General features: G+C 66.7%; 11 protein-coding genes. 6 read left to right on the top strand and 5 right to left on the bottom strand.

Annotation, left to right across the window (positions count from 1 at the left end; all coding sequences use genetic code 11):
- Window positions 1–61 precede the first annotated feature (61 nt).
- Complete coding sequence (locus R1L06_RS09960) at window positions 62–1927, bottom strand: ABC-F family ATP-binding cassette domain-containing protein (RefSeq protein WP_049400785.1); 1866 nt, start codon at window positions 1925–1927, stop codon at window positions 62–64.
- 336 nt (window positions 1928–2263) lie between these two features.
- On the opposite strand from R1L06_RS09960, the gene R1L06_RS09955 reads away from it, so the two are divergent.
- Both R1L06_RS09955 and ybaL read left to right on the top strand, forming a co-directional pair.
- Window positions 2264–4651, top strand: coding sequence for a TonB-dependent receptor plug domain-containing protein (locus R1L06_RS09955; protein ID WP_317217606.1), 2388 nt, complete (start codon window positions 2264–2266; stop codon window positions 4649–4651).
- A 256-nt stretch (window positions 4652–4907) separates the two neighbouring features.
- On the top strand, window positions 4908–6605 hold the full coding sequence (ybaL, locus tag R1L06_RS09950; protein WP_107431474.1) for a YbaL family putative K(+) efflux transporter: 1698 nt from the start codon (window positions 4908–4910) through the stop codon (window positions 6603–6605).
- 394 nt (window positions 6606–6999) lie between these two features.
- Here the strand turns inward: ybaL and R1L06_RS09945 are convergent, their stop codons facing one another.
- Window positions 7000–8286, bottom strand: a complete 1287-nt coding sequence (locus R1L06_RS09945; protein WP_317217605.1) for an O-acetylhomoserine aminocarboxypropyltransferase/cysteine synthase family protein — start codon at window positions 8284–8286, stop codon at window positions 7000–7002.
- Window positions 8287–8468: 182 nt separating this feature from the next.
- Between R1L06_RS09945 and R1L06_RS09940 the strand changes: the two genes are divergently transcribed.
- From R1L06_RS09940 to R1L06_RS09930, 3 genes are all read left to right on the top strand, one after another.
- Window positions 8469–9206, top strand: coding sequence for a winged helix-turn-helix domain-containing protein (locus R1L06_RS09940; protein WP_005414287.1), 738 nt, complete (start codon window positions 8469–8471; stop codon window positions 9204–9206).
- Window positions 9203–10492 (top strand): ATP-binding protein, encoded by a 1290-nt coding sequence (locus R1L06_RS09935; RefSeq protein ID WP_317217604.1) that lies wholly within the window; start codon window positions 9203–9205, stop codon window positions 10490–10492. Before R1L06_RS09940 ends, R1L06_RS09935 begins: the two co-directional genes overlap by 4 nt.
- 140 nt (window positions 10493–10632) lie before the next feature.
- Entirely contained in the window at window positions 10633–11433 is an 801-nt protein-coding gene (locus R1L06_RS09930) for a MipA/OmpV family protein (protein ID WP_049451218.1), read from the top strand.
- 72 nt (window positions 11434–11505) lie between these two features.
- Here the strand turns inward: R1L06_RS09930 and clpB are convergent, their stop codons facing one another.
- Complete coding sequence (gene clpB / locus R1L06_RS09925) at window positions 11506–14091, bottom strand: ATP-dependent chaperone ClpB (RefSeq protein WP_317217602.1); 2586 nt, start codon at window positions 14089–14091, stop codon at window positions 11506–11508.
- Window positions 14092–14272: 181 nt separating this feature from the next.
- Window positions 14273–15094, bottom strand: coding sequence for a DUF3014 domain-containing protein (locus R1L06_RS09920; RefSeq protein ID WP_317217601.1), 822 nt, complete (start codon window positions 15092–15094; stop codon window positions 14273–14275).
- A gap of 169 nt (window positions 15095–15263) precedes the next feature.
- Between R1L06_RS09920 and R1L06_RS09915 the strand changes: the two genes are divergently transcribed.
- Window positions 15264–15974: a glutathione S-transferase gene (locus R1L06_RS09915; RefSeq protein ID WP_032128550.1), complete on the top strand. Its 711-nt coding sequence runs from the start codon at window positions 15264–15266 to the stop codon at window positions 15972–15974.
- 79 nt (window positions 15975–16053) lie between these two features.
- On the opposite strand, the gene R1L06_RS09910 is transcribed toward R1L06_RS09915, so the two are convergent.
- Complete coding sequence (locus R1L06_RS09910; protein WP_317217600.1) at window positions 16054–17658, bottom strand: hypothetical protein; 1605 nt, start codon at window positions 17656–17658, stop codon at window positions 16054–16056.
- Window positions 17659–18188: the final 530 nt, after the last annotated feature.

Raw genomic sequence — 18188 nt, 5'->3', positions numbered from 1 at the left:
AGGGGATTAAGTCGTTTGTGCCACAAACGACTTAATCCCCTCCGTCCCCTTTTTTGCGTGATCAGGACTCCAGCAGTTCCATCCACGCGGCTTCGGCTTTTTCCAGCTGGGCGGCAGCGGTTTCGCGGTCGCGGCCGATCACCGCCATGCGGGTGGCATCGGCGTAGTTGGCCGGGTCGGCCAGCTGGCGGTCGAGCTCGGCCAGAGCGCTTTCCAGTTCGGCCACCTTGGCTTCGGCGGCGGCCAGCTTGTGCGGGTTCACCGGCTTCTTCTGCACCACCTGAGCCACCGGCGCGGTCTTGACCACCACCGGCTCTTCCACCTGTTCCATGCGCGCCTTGGTGCCCTGCGCCTGCGGACGGGTGCGCAGCCAGGCCGCGTAGGCGTCGAGGTCGCCGTCGAACGGCTCGACCACGCCATCGGCCACGCGCCAGTAGGTATCGCAGACCAGGCCGATCAGGTGGCGGTCATGCGAGACCATCACGATCGCGCCTTCGAAGGTGGCCAGTGCCTCAGCCAGCGCTTCGCGCATTTCCAGGTCAAGGTGGTTGGTCGGTTCGTCCAGCAGCAGCACATTCGGCTGCTGCCAGGCGATCAGCGCCAGCGCCAGGCGCGCGCGCTCGCCGCCGGAGAAACCATCCACCGGCTCGAACGCACGGTCGCCCGGGAAGTTCCACTTGCCGAGGAAATCGCGGAACGACTGGTTCGGTGCGTCCGGCGCGATCTCGCGGAAATGCTCCATCGGCGACTGGCCCTCGTGCAGCGACTCCACCGTGTGCTGGGCGAAGTAGCCGATCTTCAGGTCCGGGTGCGCCATGCGCTCGCCGACGATCGGTGCCAGTTCACCCACCAGGGTCTTCACCAGCGTGGTCTTACCGGCACCGTTGGGGCCGAGCAGGCCGATGCGCTGGCCCGCTTCCAGGCCGAAGCCGACGTTGTGCAGGATCACCGCGTCCTTGCCATAGCCAGCCTCGACGTGGTTCAGGCGGATCAGCGAGAACGGCAGCTTGGCCGGCGGCGCAAACTCGATGCGGAACTCGCGCTCGGCGCGCACCGCTTCGGTGCCGGCCAGCTTGGCCAGGCGCTTCATGCGGCTCTGCGCCTGCGCGGCCTTGCTGGCCTGCGCCTTGAAGCGGTCGATGAAGCTCTGCAGGTGGGCGCGCTCGGCCTGTTCCTTCTCGTGCGCGATCTGCTGCTGGCGCAGCTGTTCGGCGCGCTGGCGCTCGAAATCGGTGTAGCCGCCCGGGTAGAGCTTGGCGCCGCCACCGTGCAGGTGCAGGGTGTGGGTGGCCACGTTGTCGAGGAACTCGCGGTCATGCGAGATCAGCAGCAGGGTGCCGGGATACTTCAGCAGCCACTGCTCCAGCCAGTACACCGCGTCCAGATCCAGGTGGTTGGTCGGTTCGTCCAGCAGCAGCAGGTCGCTTGGCATCATCAGCGCGCGGGCCAGGTTCAGGCGCACGCGCCAGCCGCCGGAGAACGAGGACACCGCGCGGTGGTGGGTCTCTGCCGGGAAACCGAGGCCGTGCAGCAGCTTGCCGGCGCGCGCTTCGGCGTCGTAGGCATTGAGCTCGGCCATCTTCGTGTGCGCCTCGGCCACCGCTTCCCAGTCTTCACGGGCGGTCGCCTCGGCCTCGGCGGCCAGCACTGCGGCCACCTCGATGTCACCGCCCAGCACGAAGCTCAGCGCCGGGTCGGGCAGCGACGGGGTTTCCTGGGCGACGCTGGCGATGCGCACCTTGCCGGGCAGATCGACATCGCCCTTGTCCGCCTCCAGCTCGCCCTTCACCGCCGCGAACAGGCTGGACTTGCCAGCACCGTTGCGGCCGACCACACCCACCCGGTAACCGGCGTGCAGGGTCAGGTCGACATTGGACAACAGCAGCCGCTCGCCGCGGCGCAAGGCGAAATTACGAAGGGAAATCATCGGGGGAGGCGTCCATATAACCAGATGGAATGTGCTGGTGAGCACTGTTCCTGCGACGCAATTCTAGCGTTAACGAATACTTGACGCGTCCCGGGATGCGCGGCGGCCGGCGTTCCTCTCTCCCACGTCCTTGCCGCGCGCGTCCCGGGCTCCCTCCCCCGCCAGTGCCGATCCGGGCTAAATGGTTGCTGCTGCAACGTTTTTTCCGATGACCGGCATTTGACACGCACTGAATATCCCGTTAATTCCTGCTTTGCGCACCGCAACAACCGCCGTCCGCCTCACCCCCGTGATGTCGATTCCGGTGCCGCCCCCGCCAACCGGAGCTCCGTCCCGATGACCCGCAAGACCAGCCTGATCGCCGCCGCCGTCGCTGTCGCACTCGGTGGCTCTCCGTTCGTTGCCGCTGCCCAGCAGGCCGGCACCGCCGCCAACACCCTGGACACGGTGATCGTCACCGGTACCCGCGTGGCCGACCGCACGGTGGCCGAGTCGCAGTCGCCGATCGACATCATCACCCCCGAAGCCCTGCAGTCCACCGGCACCAGCGAGCTGGCCACCGCGCTGTCGCGCGCCCTGCCCTCGCTGAACTTCCCGCGCCCTGCCCTGACCGATGGCACCAGCGGCGTGCGCCCGGCGCAGCTGCGCGGCCTGTCACCGGACCAGGTGCTGGTGCTGGTCGACGGCAAGCGCCGCCACACCTCGGCGATGATCAACGTCAACGGCAGCATCGGCCGTGGTTCGTCGGCAGTGGACATCAATGCGATCCCGATCGCCGCCATCGAGCGCGTGGAAGTGCTGCGCGACGGTGCGTCGGCGCAGTACGGCTCGGACGCCATCGCCGGCGTCATCAACATCGTGCTCAAGGGCAGCGGCAGTGGTGGCAGCCTGGCGGTGGACTACGGCCAGTACTCGGCCGGTGACGGCAACAAGTACCAGCTCTCCGGCGATACCGGCGTCGAGTTCGGCAACGGCCGTGGCCGCGTGCACGTGGCCGGCCAGATCAGCCAGCAGGACGAAAGCAACCGCGCCGGCCCATACCGCGGCACCACCCCGAACACCGGCAACTTCCCGAGCATCGGCCAGAAGACTTTCATCGTCGGCGACCCGCGCGTGGATGCGACTGCGGCTTCGGTCAACGCCAGTTTCGATTTCAGCGACCGCGTGACCGGCTACGCCAGCGCGCTGCTCAGCAACCGCGACATCACCTCGTTCGCGTTCTACCGCTCGCGCAACCACAGCGGGCAGAGCGCGCTGCTGGCGCAGACCTACCCGGACGGCTTCGTGCCGGAGATCAATCAGTACTCCAAGGACCGCTCGCTGGTGGCCGGGGTCAAGGGCAACACCGACAGCGGCTGGACCTGGGACCTGAGCCTGAACCACGGCGAGAACACCCTCGACTTCCACACCCGCAACAGCATCAACTACAGCCTGGGTGCGACCAGCCCGCGCTCGTTCTACGACGGTACGTTGAAGTACCAGCAAGACATCTTCAACGCCGATCTGACCAAGTCGCTGGACTGGGGCCTGGCCTACCCGGTCACGCTGTCCTTCGGTGGTGAATACCGCAAGGAGAAGTGGGACCAGAAGCCGGGCGAGCTGAACTCGTACACCGGCAGTGGCGCGCAGGGCTTCGGTGGCTTCACCCCCACCAATGAAGTGCATGCCGACCGCCACAACTACGCGGTCTATGCGGGTCTGGAAGCGGACCTGACCGAGAAGTTCTCGGCCGGCATCACCGGCCGCTACGAGGATTACTCGGACTTCGGCGACCGCTTCTCCGGCAAGCTGTCGGCGCGCTACGCGTTCACCGACAAGGTCGCGCTGCGGGCCACCGCGTCCAGCGGATTCCGTGCACCGTCGCTGGCGCAGCAGGGCTACCAGGCGGTCACCAGCCAGTTCCTCAACGGCGTGTTCGTCGAGCGCGGCACCTTCCCCACCACCAGCCCGGCTGCGCAGGCGCTGGGCGCCTCGCCGCTGAAGGCCGAGACCTCCACCTCCTACAGCCTGGGCCTGGTGCTGCAGCCGGTCGACCGCCTGTACATCACCGTCGACGCCTACCAGATCGACATCGATGACCGAATCGCATTGTCGTCCAGCATCACCACCAACACCGCCACCAGCGCGCTGCTGGGCACGCTGGGCCTGCCGCAGGTGACCGCGTTCTCGTACTTCACCAACGGCCTGGATACGCGTACCCGCGGTGTCGATTTCGTGTCCAGCTACACGGTGCCCTTCAGCGCCAGCAGCTTGGAACTGACCGCCGCGTACAGCTACAACGACACCGAAGTGCGCCGCGTCGGCGGCACCCCGGCGGTGTTCGGCACGCTGGGCCTGACCCAGTCGCTGATCGGCCGCGATGAGATCGGCCGCATCGAGGACAGCTATCCGCGCGACAAGGCGATCCTGAGCGGCACCTGGCGTTCGGACCACTGGGAACTGGGCCTGGCCGCGACCCGCTACGGTAAGTTCACCGTGCGCAACTCGGCCACCGCACTGCGCGACCAGACCTATGGCGACGCCTGGGTGGTGGATGCCTCGGCCAGCTACAAGCCGAGCAGCAACTGGACCCTGACCGTGGGCGCCGACAACCTGCTGGACAAGTACCCGGACCGCACCGAAGACCTGCAGAACTCCACCTTCGGCATGCTGCCGTACAGTAACTACTCGCCGTTCGGCTTCAACGGCGCGTACGTGTACGGCCGGGTCAAGTACACCTGGTAAGCGGTATTGGTAGCGCCGGGCCATACCCAGCGCCGCTCTGGTAGTGCCGGCCGCTGGCCGGCATCCCCTCGCCGCATCTGGAGGAGAGCCCCTTCTTGTTGAAGGGGCGCGCCGAAGGAGTGGGTAGAGGAGAAATGCGCGGGCAAACCCAGGGGGCAGGTGCCTTCCCTGCGGGAAGGGATTTGCCCCCTGGGTTTGCCGCATTTGGCGCATTAGGTGAAAATCGGGGCATCCCCCCGATTTCCTGCGAGTGCCGATGCACCATGACACCGACCTGATCAACATCGTTGCCGTTGGCCTCGGGCTCGCCTTCATCTTCGGCGCGCTGGCCAACAAGCTCCGCTTGTCTCCCTTGGTCGGTTACCTGGTTGCTGGCATCTGCGTAGGCCCGTTCACCCCCGGCTTCGTCGCCGACCAGGCGCTGGCCAACCAGCTGGCCGAGCTGGGCGTGATGCTGCTGATGTTCGGCGTCGGCCTGCACTTCTCGCTGAAGGACCTGATGGCGGTCAAGGCCATCGCCATCCCCGGTGCCATCGGCCAGATCGCGGTCGCTACCCTGCTCGGCTGGGGCGTGGCCTCGCTGATGGGCTGGCCAGCCCTGCATGGCGTCATCTTCGGTTTCTCGCTGGCCACCGCCAGTACCGTGGTGCTGTTGCGGGCGATGGAGGAGCGCCGCCTGCTGGAAACCATGCGCGGCAAGATCGCGGTCGGCTGGCTGATCGTGGAAGACCTGGCCTGTGTGCTGGCGCTGGTGATGATGCCGGTGATGGCCGGTGTGTTCGGCCCCGATGCGGCCAAGGAATCGCACTCGCTGGGCAGCGTGCTGGCCGACATCGGCTGGACCTTCGTGCAGCTGGGCCTGTTCGTGGCGGTGATGCTGGTGGTCGGGCGCCGGGTCATCCCGTGGATCCTCGAACGTATCGCCGGCACCGGTTCGCGCGAACTGTTCACCCTGTCGGTGCTGGCGATCGCGCTGGGCGTGGCGTTCGGCTCGGCGATGCTGTTCGGCGTCTCGTTCGCGCTGGGCGCGTTCTTCGCCGGCATGCTGCTCAACGAATCGGAGCTGAGCCACAAGGCCGCACATGATTCGCTGCCGCTGCGCGATGCGTTCGCGGTGCTGTTCTTCGTCTCGGTCGGCATGCTGTTCGACCCCAACATCCTCGTCCAGCACCCTTGGCAGGTGCTGGCCACGGTGCTGATCATCATGTTCGGCAAGTCGGCCGCCGCGTTCTTCATCGTGCGCGCGTTCGGCCACCCGACCAGCACTGCGCTGACCATCTCGGCCAGCCTGGCGCAGATCGGCGAGTTCGCCTTCATCATCGCCGGCCTCGGCGTCGCGCTGCAGATCCTGCCGAAGGAAGGCCAGTCGCTGGTGCTGGCCGGTGCGCTGGTGTCGATCATGCTCAACCCGCTGGTGTTCGGGCTGCTTGACCGTTGGCAGGCCAAGCAGGAGCAGTCGCCCCAGGCCGCCGAGCCGGAAGAGGCCACCGGTCCCTCGCGTGACCTGCATGACCATGCCATCGTCATTGGTTACGGCCGGGTCGGCAGCGAGCTGGCGCAGGTGCTGCGCGATCGTGGCGTGCCGGTGCTGGTGATCGATGACAACAAGGAGCACGTCGAACAGGCGCACGCCAAGGGCCTGGCGGCGATCCGTGGTAGTGCCGCTGCCGACCGCGTGCTGGCCGAAGCGCATCCGGAACGCGCGAAGATTGCGGTGCTGGCGATTCCTCAGCCGCTGGAAGCCGGTGAGGCGCTGGCCAAGCTGCGTGCGATCAATCCGGATCTGACCCTGCTGGCGCGAGCACACAGCGATGCAGAGGTGAAGCATCTGTTGGAGCACGGCGCGGATGGCACGGTGATGGCCGAGCGTGAGCTGGCGTACTCGCTGGCCGAGATGGTGATGGCCACGCCGCCGTATCGCGGGCTGGGACAGCACAGTATTCCGGTGGTGTGAGGAGTGTGGGTGCGGCAGGGCTTGCAGCCCTGCACCTGCTGAAGCGACAGCAAAAGCCAGAGCAACAGCAAAGGCGAGCTTCCTGTGGGATGGCGGGGTGAGTCCGCCCTCGACAGATTTCTGCGATCTGCAGTAGATCCACGCCACGCGTGGATGCTGTTCGATGAACTGTCGGAACGTTCGATTCCGATGGAGATACATCCACGCATGGCGTGGATCTACCGGGTTGGATGCCAGCCAACGGTACATGGGAAACAAAAAAATCCCCGGTCGACCCGCATCGACCGGGGATCTGGATCGCCACGTTGCCATGCCTTGGAGAGGCAGTTCCACCGTAGCGCATCGCGGTGCCGGTGGTGATCGCCTGCGGCGATGACGACCAAGCGTGTGGCTATCAGGCGCCGGCCAGGGCCTGTTCCAGGTCGGCACGCAGGTCGCCGATATGCTCGATGCCGATCGACAGCCGCACGGTGTCTTCACTGACGCCGGCCTTGGCCAGCTCCGCTGCATCCAGCTGCCGATGGGTGGTCGAGGCGGGATGGGTGGCCAGCGACTTCGCGTCGCCCAGGTTGACCAGGCGGGTGAACAGCTTCAGTGCATCGAGGAAGCGTGCGCCGGCTTCACGGCCGCCCGGCAGGCCGAAGGTCAGTACGCCCGAGCCGTGCCCGCCCAGGTAGCGCTGCGCGGCGGCGTGCTCGGGGTCGTCGGCCAACCCGGCGTAGCGCACCCAGGCCACCTTTACGTGTGACTTCAGGAACTGCGCGACAGCCAGCGCGTTGGCGTTGATGCGCTCCATGCGCAGCGCCAGGGTTTCGATGCCCTGCAGGATCAGGAACGCATTGAACGGCGACAGCGCCGCGCCAGTATTGCGCAGCGGCACCACCCGCGCGCGGCCGATGTAGGCCGCCGGCCCCAGCGCTTCGGTATAGACCACGCCGTGGTAGCTGGGGTCGGGCTGGTTGAGCCGCGCGAAGCGCTGGGGTTGTGCAGCCCAGTCGAAGCGGCCGGAATCGACGATCGCGCCGCCCAAGCTGTTGCCGTGGCCCCCGAGGTACTTGGTCAGCGAATGCACCACGATGTCGGCGCCGTGCTCGAACGGGCGCAACAGGAACGGGGTGGCCACGGTGTTGTCGACGATCAGCGGCACGCCGGCGGCATGCGCGACCTCGGCGATGGCGGCGATGTCGGTGACGTTGCCACGCGGGTTGCCGATCGATTCGACGAACACGGCCTTCGTGCGTTCATCGATCAGCGCGGCGAAGGCGGACGGATCGGCCGGGTCGGCGAAGCGCGCCTGGATGCCGTACTGCGGCAGGGTGTGCGCCAGCAGGTTGAGGCTGCCGCCATACAGCGCACTGGAGGCAACGATGTTGTCACCGGCCTCGGCAATGGTCTGGATGGCATAGGTGATCGCCGCCTGCCCCGAGGCCAGTGCCAGCGCGCCGATGCCACCCTCCAGTGCGGCCAGGCGCTGTTCCAGCACGTCGGTGGTGGGGTTCATGATGCGGGTGTAGATGTTACCGGGCACCTTCAGGTCGAACAGATCAGCGCCGTGCTGGGTGTCATCGAAGGCATACGCCACCGTCTGGTAGATCGGCACCGCCACCGCGCGGGTGGTCGGATCGGGACGGTAGCCGCCATGCACGGCCAGGGTTTCCAGTTGCCACTGCGGGTCGCTCATTGCGCCAGGCTCCATCCGGGGAAACCGCCACCATAGGCCAGCCGTCGCCGGCCGCTGAAAGCTGCTGGCGATGACGTCCATACCGGGGGTTATCAGGTTGGCCGCGATTCAGGCAGCGGTCACGGGGCGTTGATAGGCTTCGCCGCCGGGCGCTCCTGCCCGGGCACGGAGGCCCCACGCGCATGCAGCCATCCCCTTGGACACCCACCGCCAACGGTACCCCGACCCAGGTCTTGTTGGTGGAGGACGACCGTCGCCTGGCCGAACTGGTCAGCGACTATCTCCACGAACATGGTTTCGCCGTGCAGCATGTGGCGCGCGGTGACCTTGCCGGCGCGGCCTGCCGCCAGCATGCGCCCGAGCTGGTGGTACTGGACCTGATGCTGCCCGGCCTCGGCGGCATCGACGTGTGCCGGCAGATCCGCAGTTTCTCCGACGTGCCGATCCTGATGCTGACCGCCTGCGAAGATGACATCGAGCAGGTGCTGGGCCTGGAATCGGGCGCCGATGACTATGTGCACAAACCAATCGAGCCGCGCCTGCTGCTGGCCCGCCTGCGCGCCCTGCTGCGCCGCCGCCATGGCAGCAGCAACACCGGCACACCCAGCCGTCTGATGCATGGCGAACTGCTGATCGACCGCATGCAGCGCGAAGTGCACCTGCACGGTCAACCGGTCGAGCTGGGCACCACGGAATTCGAGATCCTGTGGCTGCTGGCCAGCCAGCCGGGGCAGATCCTGTCGCGCGACCAGATCCTGCAGGCGGTGCGCGGCATCGGCTTTGACGGCCTGGACCGCAGTGTTGATGTCAGCATCGGCAAGCTGCGCCGCAAGCTCGGTGATGATGCGCGCGAACCGCGGCGGATCAAGACCGTGTGGGGCCGTGGCTACCAGTTCAATCCGTCGGCCTGGACGGCATGAAGCGGCTGTTCCTGTGGTTGTGGTTTATCACGGGTGCCTGCTTCCTGGTGTCGGTGTTCTTCCTCAACCACATCCTGGACGGCATCTACACGCCCGTGCAGGATCGCGTCTTCGTCCAGCAGGTGCGTGGTCAGGTTTACGCCCTGCGCAGTGGCCTGGCCGGCCTGGATGCCGACCAGCAGCGTGAGCGCCTGCAGCAGTGGCAGCCACACTACGGCATCGCCCTGACCCTGCTCGACAAAATTCCCGCACTCGACGCGCAGGAACAGGTGGCCGTGAAGGCCGATGGTTTCATCGTGCGCGATCAATACCAGCAGGTCCTGCTGCCCATCGAGGGCAGCGATGGCCGCTGGCTGCACCTGCGCCTGCCTGGCGCGGTGCAGATGACGACGTACATGACCATCGCCGCCTACCTCAGCATCCTGCTGCTGGTGGGCGCCAGCCTGTACGCGTGGGTGCGCCTGCTCTGGCGCGACCTGGAAGCGCTGCGCCGGCATGCCGACCGCATCGGTTCGGGCGATCTGCAGGCACGTGCACAGGTCTCGCCACGCTCGCAGATCCGGGTCATCGTCGACCACTCCAACCGCATGGCGGCACGCGTGGCCGAACTGGTGCAGCGCCAACGCGACCTGACCCATGCGATCTCGCACGAGCTGCGCACGCCGATCGCGCGCGTGGCCTTCGGCCTGGACCTGATGCAGGACAGCGATGACCGCGAACGCCGCGAACGGCTGGCGCGGGGCCTGCACGGCGATCTGGCCGAACTCAACCGGCTGGTCAGCGAACTGCTGGCTTACGAACGGCTGGAGCATCCCAGCGAGGGCGAACCGATGCAACGCATCGAAGCCAACGACTGGCTGCAGGCCTGCCTGGCCGATGCGCGCCGTGATGCCGAACGTGCCGGCGTGATACTGCGCGTGCAGCCCAGCGCGTTGCCACGGGTGGATGCCGAGCCGCGCCTGCTGCAGCTGGCACTCAGCAATCTGGTGGGCAATGCGCTGCGCCATGCGCGTTCGCAGGTGGAAGTCTCGCTGGTCGGTGTCAGCGGCCGCGCCTGCCTGCGTGTGGATGACGACGGTCCCGGCATTGCCGAAGCCGATCGCGAGAAGGTGATGCGCCCGTTCACCCGCCTGGATGACAGCCGCAGCCGCGATACCGGGGGCTTCGGCCTGGGCCTGGCCATCGTCAGCCGCATTGCCGTCCGCCACGGCGGCGAACTTCGCATCAGCCGCGCCACGTTGGGCGGCGCGCGCATGGAAATGCACTGGCCGCTGGCTGCCAGCTGAACGCCCCTGGGCGCGATTACAGTTGATTACAACTCCCGCACAACTGCGGACGGATCGGTCGCCGGCGTATCGCCACGCTAGCGACCCTGCAGCACTCGCCGGACGCGCGTGCTGCCTTCCTCCCATTGTCGAGAGTTTCCATGTCCCAGCTTCGCCGTTCCCCCGCCCTGCTCTGCCTGGCCCTGTTGCCGCTGTTCGCCGCACCGATCGCCCACGCCAAGGATGACCACTGGACCTTCGAGGTCGCTGCCGGCGGTGGCGTGGCGCCGCGCTACAGCGGCAGCGAGGAGTATCGTGCGACGCCGTCGTTGTCCTTTGATGTCACCTCGCCGGGTGGATGGTTTCTGGGCACCAGTGGCATTGGCTGGGGCACCTCCATCGGCGAGCACACCCGCGTGCGCGCGTATGTCGGCGCCAGCGGCATCCGCAAGGAAAAGGACTCGCTGCTCGGCGGTTCCGACTTCCTGCGCGGCATGGGTGATATCGATGCCCGTCCCCTGGTCGGCATCTCGGCTGGTTATACGCTGGGCGAAGCCGTGCTGAGCGGCTCCTGGCAGTTCACCCGCAAGGACGAGGACAAGGCCGAGAACGGCCTGGCCACCCAGCAGATCCATCTGAACCTGAGCATGCCGCTGTTCGACCTGGCCGGCGGCGTGGTCAGCGGCAGCGTGTCCACCGACTACGGCAACCGCGGCTACATGCAGACCTGGTACGGCGTCAGCCCGGAACAGGCGGCGCGTACCGGCTTTGCCGAGCACAAGCCAAAAGCCGGCCTGGTCAGTGCCGGTGTCGGCCTGAAGTGGAGCCACCGCGTGGGCCGCAACGGCAACTGGTACATCTCGGCCGAAGGCACGCGCCTGCTCGGCGATGCGGCCGACAGCCCGATCGTGCAGAAGGCGAACCAGTTCGGCTTGATGAGCGGCTATACGCACCGCTTCTGAGTGAGCGCCGGGCATGGCCCGGCGTACTCCGCAGGAAACGGGGCGCCGCGATCAGGCAGCGCCCCGTGTGAATCACGCCTTGGCGAACACCAGGTGGCCGCCGTCGTTGCCGACTTCAATGGTGTCGCCGTTGACGAAGGCACCGGACAGGATCTTCTGCGCCAGCGGATTCTCCAGCTGCGCCTGGATCGCACGCTTCAACGGACGTGCGCCGTACACCGGATCGAAACCAACGTTGCCAAGCAGGTCGAACGCTGCATCGGACACCAGCAGCTTCAAACCACGTTCGGCCAGGCGCTTTTCCAGCCCACGCATCTGGATGCGCGCGATCTGCTTGATCTGCTGCTTGTCCAGCGGGTGGAACACCACGATGTCGTCCAGGCGGTTGATGAACTCCGGGCGGAAGTGCGCCTGCACCACGCCCATTACCGCCGCCTTCATCTGCGTGTAGGCCTCCGGGCTGTCATCAGCGCTCATGTCCTGGATCTGGTGCGAGCCCAGGTTCGAGGTCATCACGATGACGGTGTTGCGGAAGTCCACGGTGCGGCCCTGGCCATCGGTCAGGCGGCCATCGTCCAGCACCTGCAGCAGGATGTTGAACACATCCGGATGCGCCTTCTCCACTTCGTCCAGCAGGATCAACGAATACGGACGGCGACGCACGGCCTCGGTCAGGTAGCCACCCTCTTCGTAACCGACGTAGCCCGGGGGCGCACCGATCAGGCGGGCGACGCTGTGCTTCTCCATGAACTCGCTCATGTCGATGCGGATCATCGCGTCGGCACTGTCGAACAGGAATTCGGCCAGCGACTTGCACAGCTCGGTCTTGCCGACACCGGTCGGGCCGAGGAACAGGAACGAGCCGGCCGGGCGATTCGGATCGGACAGGCCCGCACGCGAACGGCGCACGGCATCGGAGACGACCTTGATCGCTTCTTCCTGGCCGACCACGCGGTTGTGCAGCACCTCTTCCATGCGCAACAGCTTGTCGCGCTCGCCTTCGAGCATCTTGTTGACCGGAATGCCGGTCCAGCGCGATACGACCTCGGCGATCTCCTCGTCGGTCACGCGATCCTGCACCAGCTTGAAGTCCCTGTGTTCGGCTTCCTGCGCAGCGGCCAGCTGCTTTTCCAGCTGCGGCAGCAGGCCGTACTGGATCTCGCTCATCTTGGCGAAATCCTGGCGGCGCTGCGCGGCTTCCAGCTCCAGCTTGGCCTGCTCGACCTGCTCCTTGATCTTGGTCGCACCCTGCAGCGCGGCCTTCTCCGACTTCCAGATTTCATTGAGGTCGGAGAACTCGCGCTCCAGCCCGTCGATGTCGTTCTCCAGGTCGGCCAGGCGCTGCCGCGAGGCTTCGTCCTTCTCCTTCTTCAGCATCTCGCGCTGGATCTTCAGCTGGATCACCCGGCGCTCAAGGCGGTCCAGCTCTTCCGGCTTGGAGTCGATCTCCATGCGCAGTCGCGAGGCGGCTTCGTCCATCAGGTCGATGGCCTTGTCCGGCAGCTGGCGGTCGGTGATGTAGCGGTTGGACAACGTCGCAGCCGCGACGATGGCCGGATCGGTGATCTCCACGCCGTGGTGCACGGCGTACTTTTCCTTCAGGCCGCGCAGGATCGCGATGGTGTCCTCCACCGACGGCTCGCCCACGAACACCTTCTGGAAGCGACGCTCCAGCGCAGCATCCTTCTCGATGTACTTGCGGTATTCGTCCAGCGTGGTGGCGCCGATGCAGTGCAGCTCGCCGCGTGCCAGCGCTGGCTTCAGCATGTTGCCGGCATCCATCGCGCCATCGGCCTTGCCTGCGCCGACCATGGTGTGCAGTTCGTCGATGAACAGGATGATCTGGCCTTCGTTCTTGGCCAGGTCGTTGAGCACGCCCTTCAGGCGCTCCTCGAATTCGCCGCGGAACTTGGCCCCGGCAATCAGCGCGCCCATGTCCAGCGACAGCACGCGCTTGCCGCGCAGGCCTTCGGGCACTTCGTCGTTGATGATGCGTTGGGCCAGTCCTTCCACGATCGCGGTCTTGCCCACGCCGGGTTCGCCGATCAGCACCGGGTTGTTCTTGGTCCGGCGCTGCAGCACCTGGATGGTGCGGCGGATTTCCTCGTCACGGCCGATCACCGGGTCGAGCTTGCCGCTCTCGGCACGCGCGGTCAGGTCGATGGTGTATTTCTCCAGCGCTTGGCGCTGTTCCTCGGCATTCTCCGACTGCACGTTCTCGCCGCCACGCAGCTTGTCGATCGCGGCCTGCAGGCGGGTCTTGTCGGCACCGGCGGCGCGCAGCGCCATGCCCAGCGTGCCACTGTCTTCCAGCGCCGCCAGCACGAACCACTCGCTGGCAATGAAGGCATCGCCATTCTGCTGGGCCAGCTTGTCAGTGTGATTGAGCAGGCGTCCGAGGTCGTTGCCCATCGAAACGTTGCCAGCCTGGCCGGACACCTTCGGCAGCGCATCCAGTGCCTCGGTCAGGCGCTCGCGCAGCACCGGCACGTTCACCCCGGCCTGGGCCAGCAGCGGGCGCGTGCTGCCGCCCTGCTGGTCCAGCAACGCGCTGAACAGGTGAACCGGTTCGATGATGCTGTTGTCGCGGCCTACGGCCAGCGACTGTGCGTCTGCCAGCGCCTGCTGGAAACGCGAGGTGAGCTTGTCCATCCGCATTGCGAATCCTCATCGGTCATCAGGGCCGGCCCGCGCCGGCGATGCTGGAAAGATGCGGTTGCCCCACCCCGTTTCAAGGGTGACTGCGACTGCACCCCGAGGCCAGTCAGCCTGCGGCCAGCATGCCGGAACGGGTGTGGTCGGCGCGTTGATCCCGATCAGTTCCGCGCGGTGGAGGGATTCAGCGGGTGATCGCGCTGCGGATCGCCCGCAGCTGCTGCTTGACCGCCCGCGCCTGCGCCGGGTCCATGCGCAGCAGGGCCTTCTGCCCGATCGAGCGTGACTGCAGGGTGGGATCGACGAAGCGATAGCGGCCCCGTTCGTCGCGCTGCACCAGCGGCGCCTGGGCCAGTTCCGGGGTCTCCAGCAGGTGGTCGATCACCGTGACCAGACGGTCGTTGAAATAGCCCTCGGGCCGGCCAAGGTCCACGTAAGCCTGCTGGATCAGCGGATAGAAGCGCTTGTAGGCGGTAGCCGTTGCCGCCGGGTCCATCGCGGCAAATGCCTGCACGTAGGGCGCATAGCGCGCCGCATTGCTGGCGGCGATGCGTTCACCGCCTTCGCCCGGCTCGACCTGCAGGTTGCCCGGCAGCGGGCGCGCGGCCAGCGCGGTCGGCGGCACGCTGGGCTTGTCCAGGTTGTCGACCTGGGTAACCAGGCGCTGGATCAGATGATCGCGCAGCAGCAGGGTCAGCGGCCCTTCGCCCTGGAACAACTGGCTCAGCGCGCCCCAGGCCGCCGCATCGCTGTCAGCCAGCTTGGGCAACGCAGGGTCGGCCGCAGCCTCGGCATCCAGCGGATGCTTGATCGGGGGTGGTGTTGGGGCGGGTTCCGCAGCCGCCTTCGGTTGTGCCGGTGTGCCGGTACTGGCGGGGGGCGATTGCACCGGCACCGAAACACCGTCTGCCAGGCTCTTCAGCTGATCGCGGAACAGCCAACCGCCCGCGCCACCGATCACCACCACGCCCAACACCCAGGGCCAAACCGCCTTTCCACTCTGCATGATGCAGCACCTCGTTTCACACGCATGGAGAAGGTGTGACCCCACCAGTTCCAACGGGTTCCCCGCCTGTTCCGCTGCCGTTCGGGTTCGGGCCTGCACCAGGCCGCGCTCACGCCTGCTTTGCATGCCGCGCGCGAGGCTGTAGTCCTTGTCCTGTGGAGGCACGACCATGCAGTACGCGCTGTATTACTGGACCGGCATCCAGGGCCGTGGTGAATTCGTGCGGCTGGCGCTGGAGGATGCCGGTGCCGACTACATCGACATGGCGCGGGTGCACGGCGATGCAGTGATGCAGCCGTTTCTCGATGGCAGCAGTGAAGGTGCGCAGCCCTTTGCGCCGCCGTTCCTGAAGGCCGGTCGCCAGGTCATCGCGCAGGTCGCGGCAATCCTGGATTTCCTGGGCCCGACGCTGGACCTGGTGCCGCAGGCGGCCTCGCGGCGGATGCAGGCGCTGCAGTTGCAGCTGACCATCGCCGACCTGGTGGCCGAGGTGCATGACACCCACCATCCGATCGCTGCATCGAAGTACTACGAAGAGCAGAAGACCGAGGCCAAGGCACGTGCCGCGTCGCTGCGCAGCGAACGGCTACCGAAGTTCCTCAGCTACTTCGAGCAGGTGCTGGCGGCCAACGGTGGCCGCCATGCACTGCGCGAGCACTCGTATGTGGATCTGTCGCTGTTCCAGCTGCTGAGCGGGCTGAACTACATGTTCCCACGCCGCATGCAGGCACTGGAACCGACCCTGCCCCTGCTGCGCGCGCTGCAGGAGCGGGTGGCGAAACGACCCAACATTGCCTCCTATCTGGACTCGGAACGGCGATTGCCGTTCAACACCAACGGCATCTTCCGCCACTACCCGGAACTGGATGGAGAGCGGTAGTGCCGGCCGCTGGCCGGCAGCTGCACACTACGTCCGAGGTCCATGAGGATGCCGGCCAGCGGCCGGCACTACTCTGGGGTCAGCTGTTTTCACCCAGCGGCTTCACCGCCTGCTTCTGCAGTGACAGCAGGCCCAGCAGCAGCGCCAATGCCACATAGGCGCCGGCGAACTGCCAGCTGATGATGCGCGCCAGGCCGTCCAGATCCCACGGCAGGTAGATGCCACCGCGCGGGTCCACCGAGTGGATCAGGCCGAACAGGGTCAGCACCGCCGCCACCAGCAGGAAGCCGCAGGCGCGGCGCAGGCGGCCATCAACCATGGCCGCCACCGCAGAGATCCACAGCATCGAGGTGATGATGAAGCCATTGCCGAGGGTGAAGATCACCGCCAGCTCAGGCAATCCGTGGCCATCGAGCTTGGTCAGCAGCTGCGGCAGCTGGTCCGGTGCGATCCAGCCTGGCGCCTTGATCGCCAGCAGGTACGCTACCGACGGCAGGAAACCGAACACCATCGCGCCGGTATGGTGGCGCGGCGTGGCCTGGAAGGCCTGGGTGGTGATGTCGATGGCCACGTACACGATGATCGGTGCCAGCACCGCCAGCGGCAGCCACTGCACCAGCCCGGAGATGATGCCGAGCATGCCGCCGATGCCGACGAACAGGCCGGTCAGCAGCGTGTAGCCGCTGCGCGCACCCATGTGCTTGTACGCCGGCTGGCCGATGTACGGCGTGGTCTGCGCCACGCCACCGCAGACGCCGGCCACCAGCGTGGCCACCGCTTCCACCAGCAGGATGTCGCGGGTGCGGTAGTCATCACCGGCCGCGCGCGCACTTTCAGACACGTTGATGCCACCGACCACCATCAGCAGGCCGAACGGCAACAGCAGCGGCAGGTAGGTCATCGCGGTGGGCAGGCCGTCGAGGAAGCCCAGCGTCGGCAGTGGCAGCACCACCTGCGGCGGCACCCACGCCGGCACATGGAAGCCCGGCGCGCCCAGCCCGGCCAGGCCGAGGCCGTAATACAGCACGGTGCCGAACACGAAGGCCAGCAGCACGCCCGGGCCACGCACCGGCAGCTTGCCCTTGGCGATCAGCACGTACAGCAGCAGGCCCAGCGTGGTGAAGCCGACCAGCGGCGAGCGCAGCGTTTCCAGCAGCGGCAGCAGGCCCATCAGCACCAGCGCGATACCAGCAATGGAGCCCAGCAGCGCGGCACGCGGCAGCGCGAGGGTGACCGCTTCGCCGAAGAACGACAACACGAACTTGAGCACGCCCATGATGACCAGCGCGGCCATGCCCAGCTGCCAGGTGGCGATGCCCGCAGCGTGCGGGTCCATGCCCTGCTGCTTGAACGCGATGAAGGCCGGGCCGAGCACCAGCAGCGCCATGCCGATGCTGGTCGGTGCATCCAGGCCGAGCGGCATGGCGGTGACATCGTCGCGGCCGGTACGCGCGGCCAGCCGGCGCGCCATCAGGGTGTACAGCAGGTTGCCGACCAGCACGCCGAAGGCGGTGCCGGGGAACATGCGGCCGAACACCACGTCGGCAGGGAACTGGAAGATCCCGACCAGGGCCATGGCGATGAAGCCGAGGATGGAGAGGTTATCGACGACCAGGCCGAAGAAGCCGTTGAAGTCACCGGCGACGAACCAGCGACGCGGTGCGGCGGAAGCGGGAGCGGACATGGAAGGGGCGGTGGGGGTGGGGACCGCCGATGGTAGGCCCAGCGGGGCCAGCGCGCCAATTCCGTCGTGGAATGATGGGTTCCAGCCAACGGCGGGGCCCCTCGTGGCTGGGTTGGTCGCGGACAGCGATTTCTGGGTTGGGCCGGTCGGGATGGGCTGCGCAGGACACGCCGTAAACCCGTCCCTGGGGGCTCGATGGCGCCATCCATGGCGCCAACGGTCCTGCGCAGCCCATCCCGAACGGCCCCTGACAGTTTCCTGCGCGTGCCAGCCACGGAAGAGAATCAAAAGATCAAAAGCAAAGGCAGGCTCTCGTTGTTGCGCCGAGCCCATGCTCGGCTGCTGTACGCGAAGCCTCCGAGCCGCGCATGGCTCGGCTCGACAGAAGATCATTCCGGTCATTCCTGCGTTATCCACGCATGGCGTGGATCTACTGTGTCGACCAAGGTCGACACCTACCAACAGCAGCGATGATCTGTCGAAGGCGGGGTGGGTCCGGTTGCGGGGGTGTCCGCGGCATGGATGCCGCG

Source organism: Stenotrophomonas mexicanensis (assembly GCF_032911605.1).
GTDB classification, from domain to species: domain Bacteria; phylum Pseudomonadota; class Gammaproteobacteria; order Xanthomonadales; family Xanthomonadaceae; genus Stenotrophomonas; species Stenotrophomonas maltophilia_A.
This window is presented reverse-complemented; position numbering and strand designations above follow the sequence as displayed.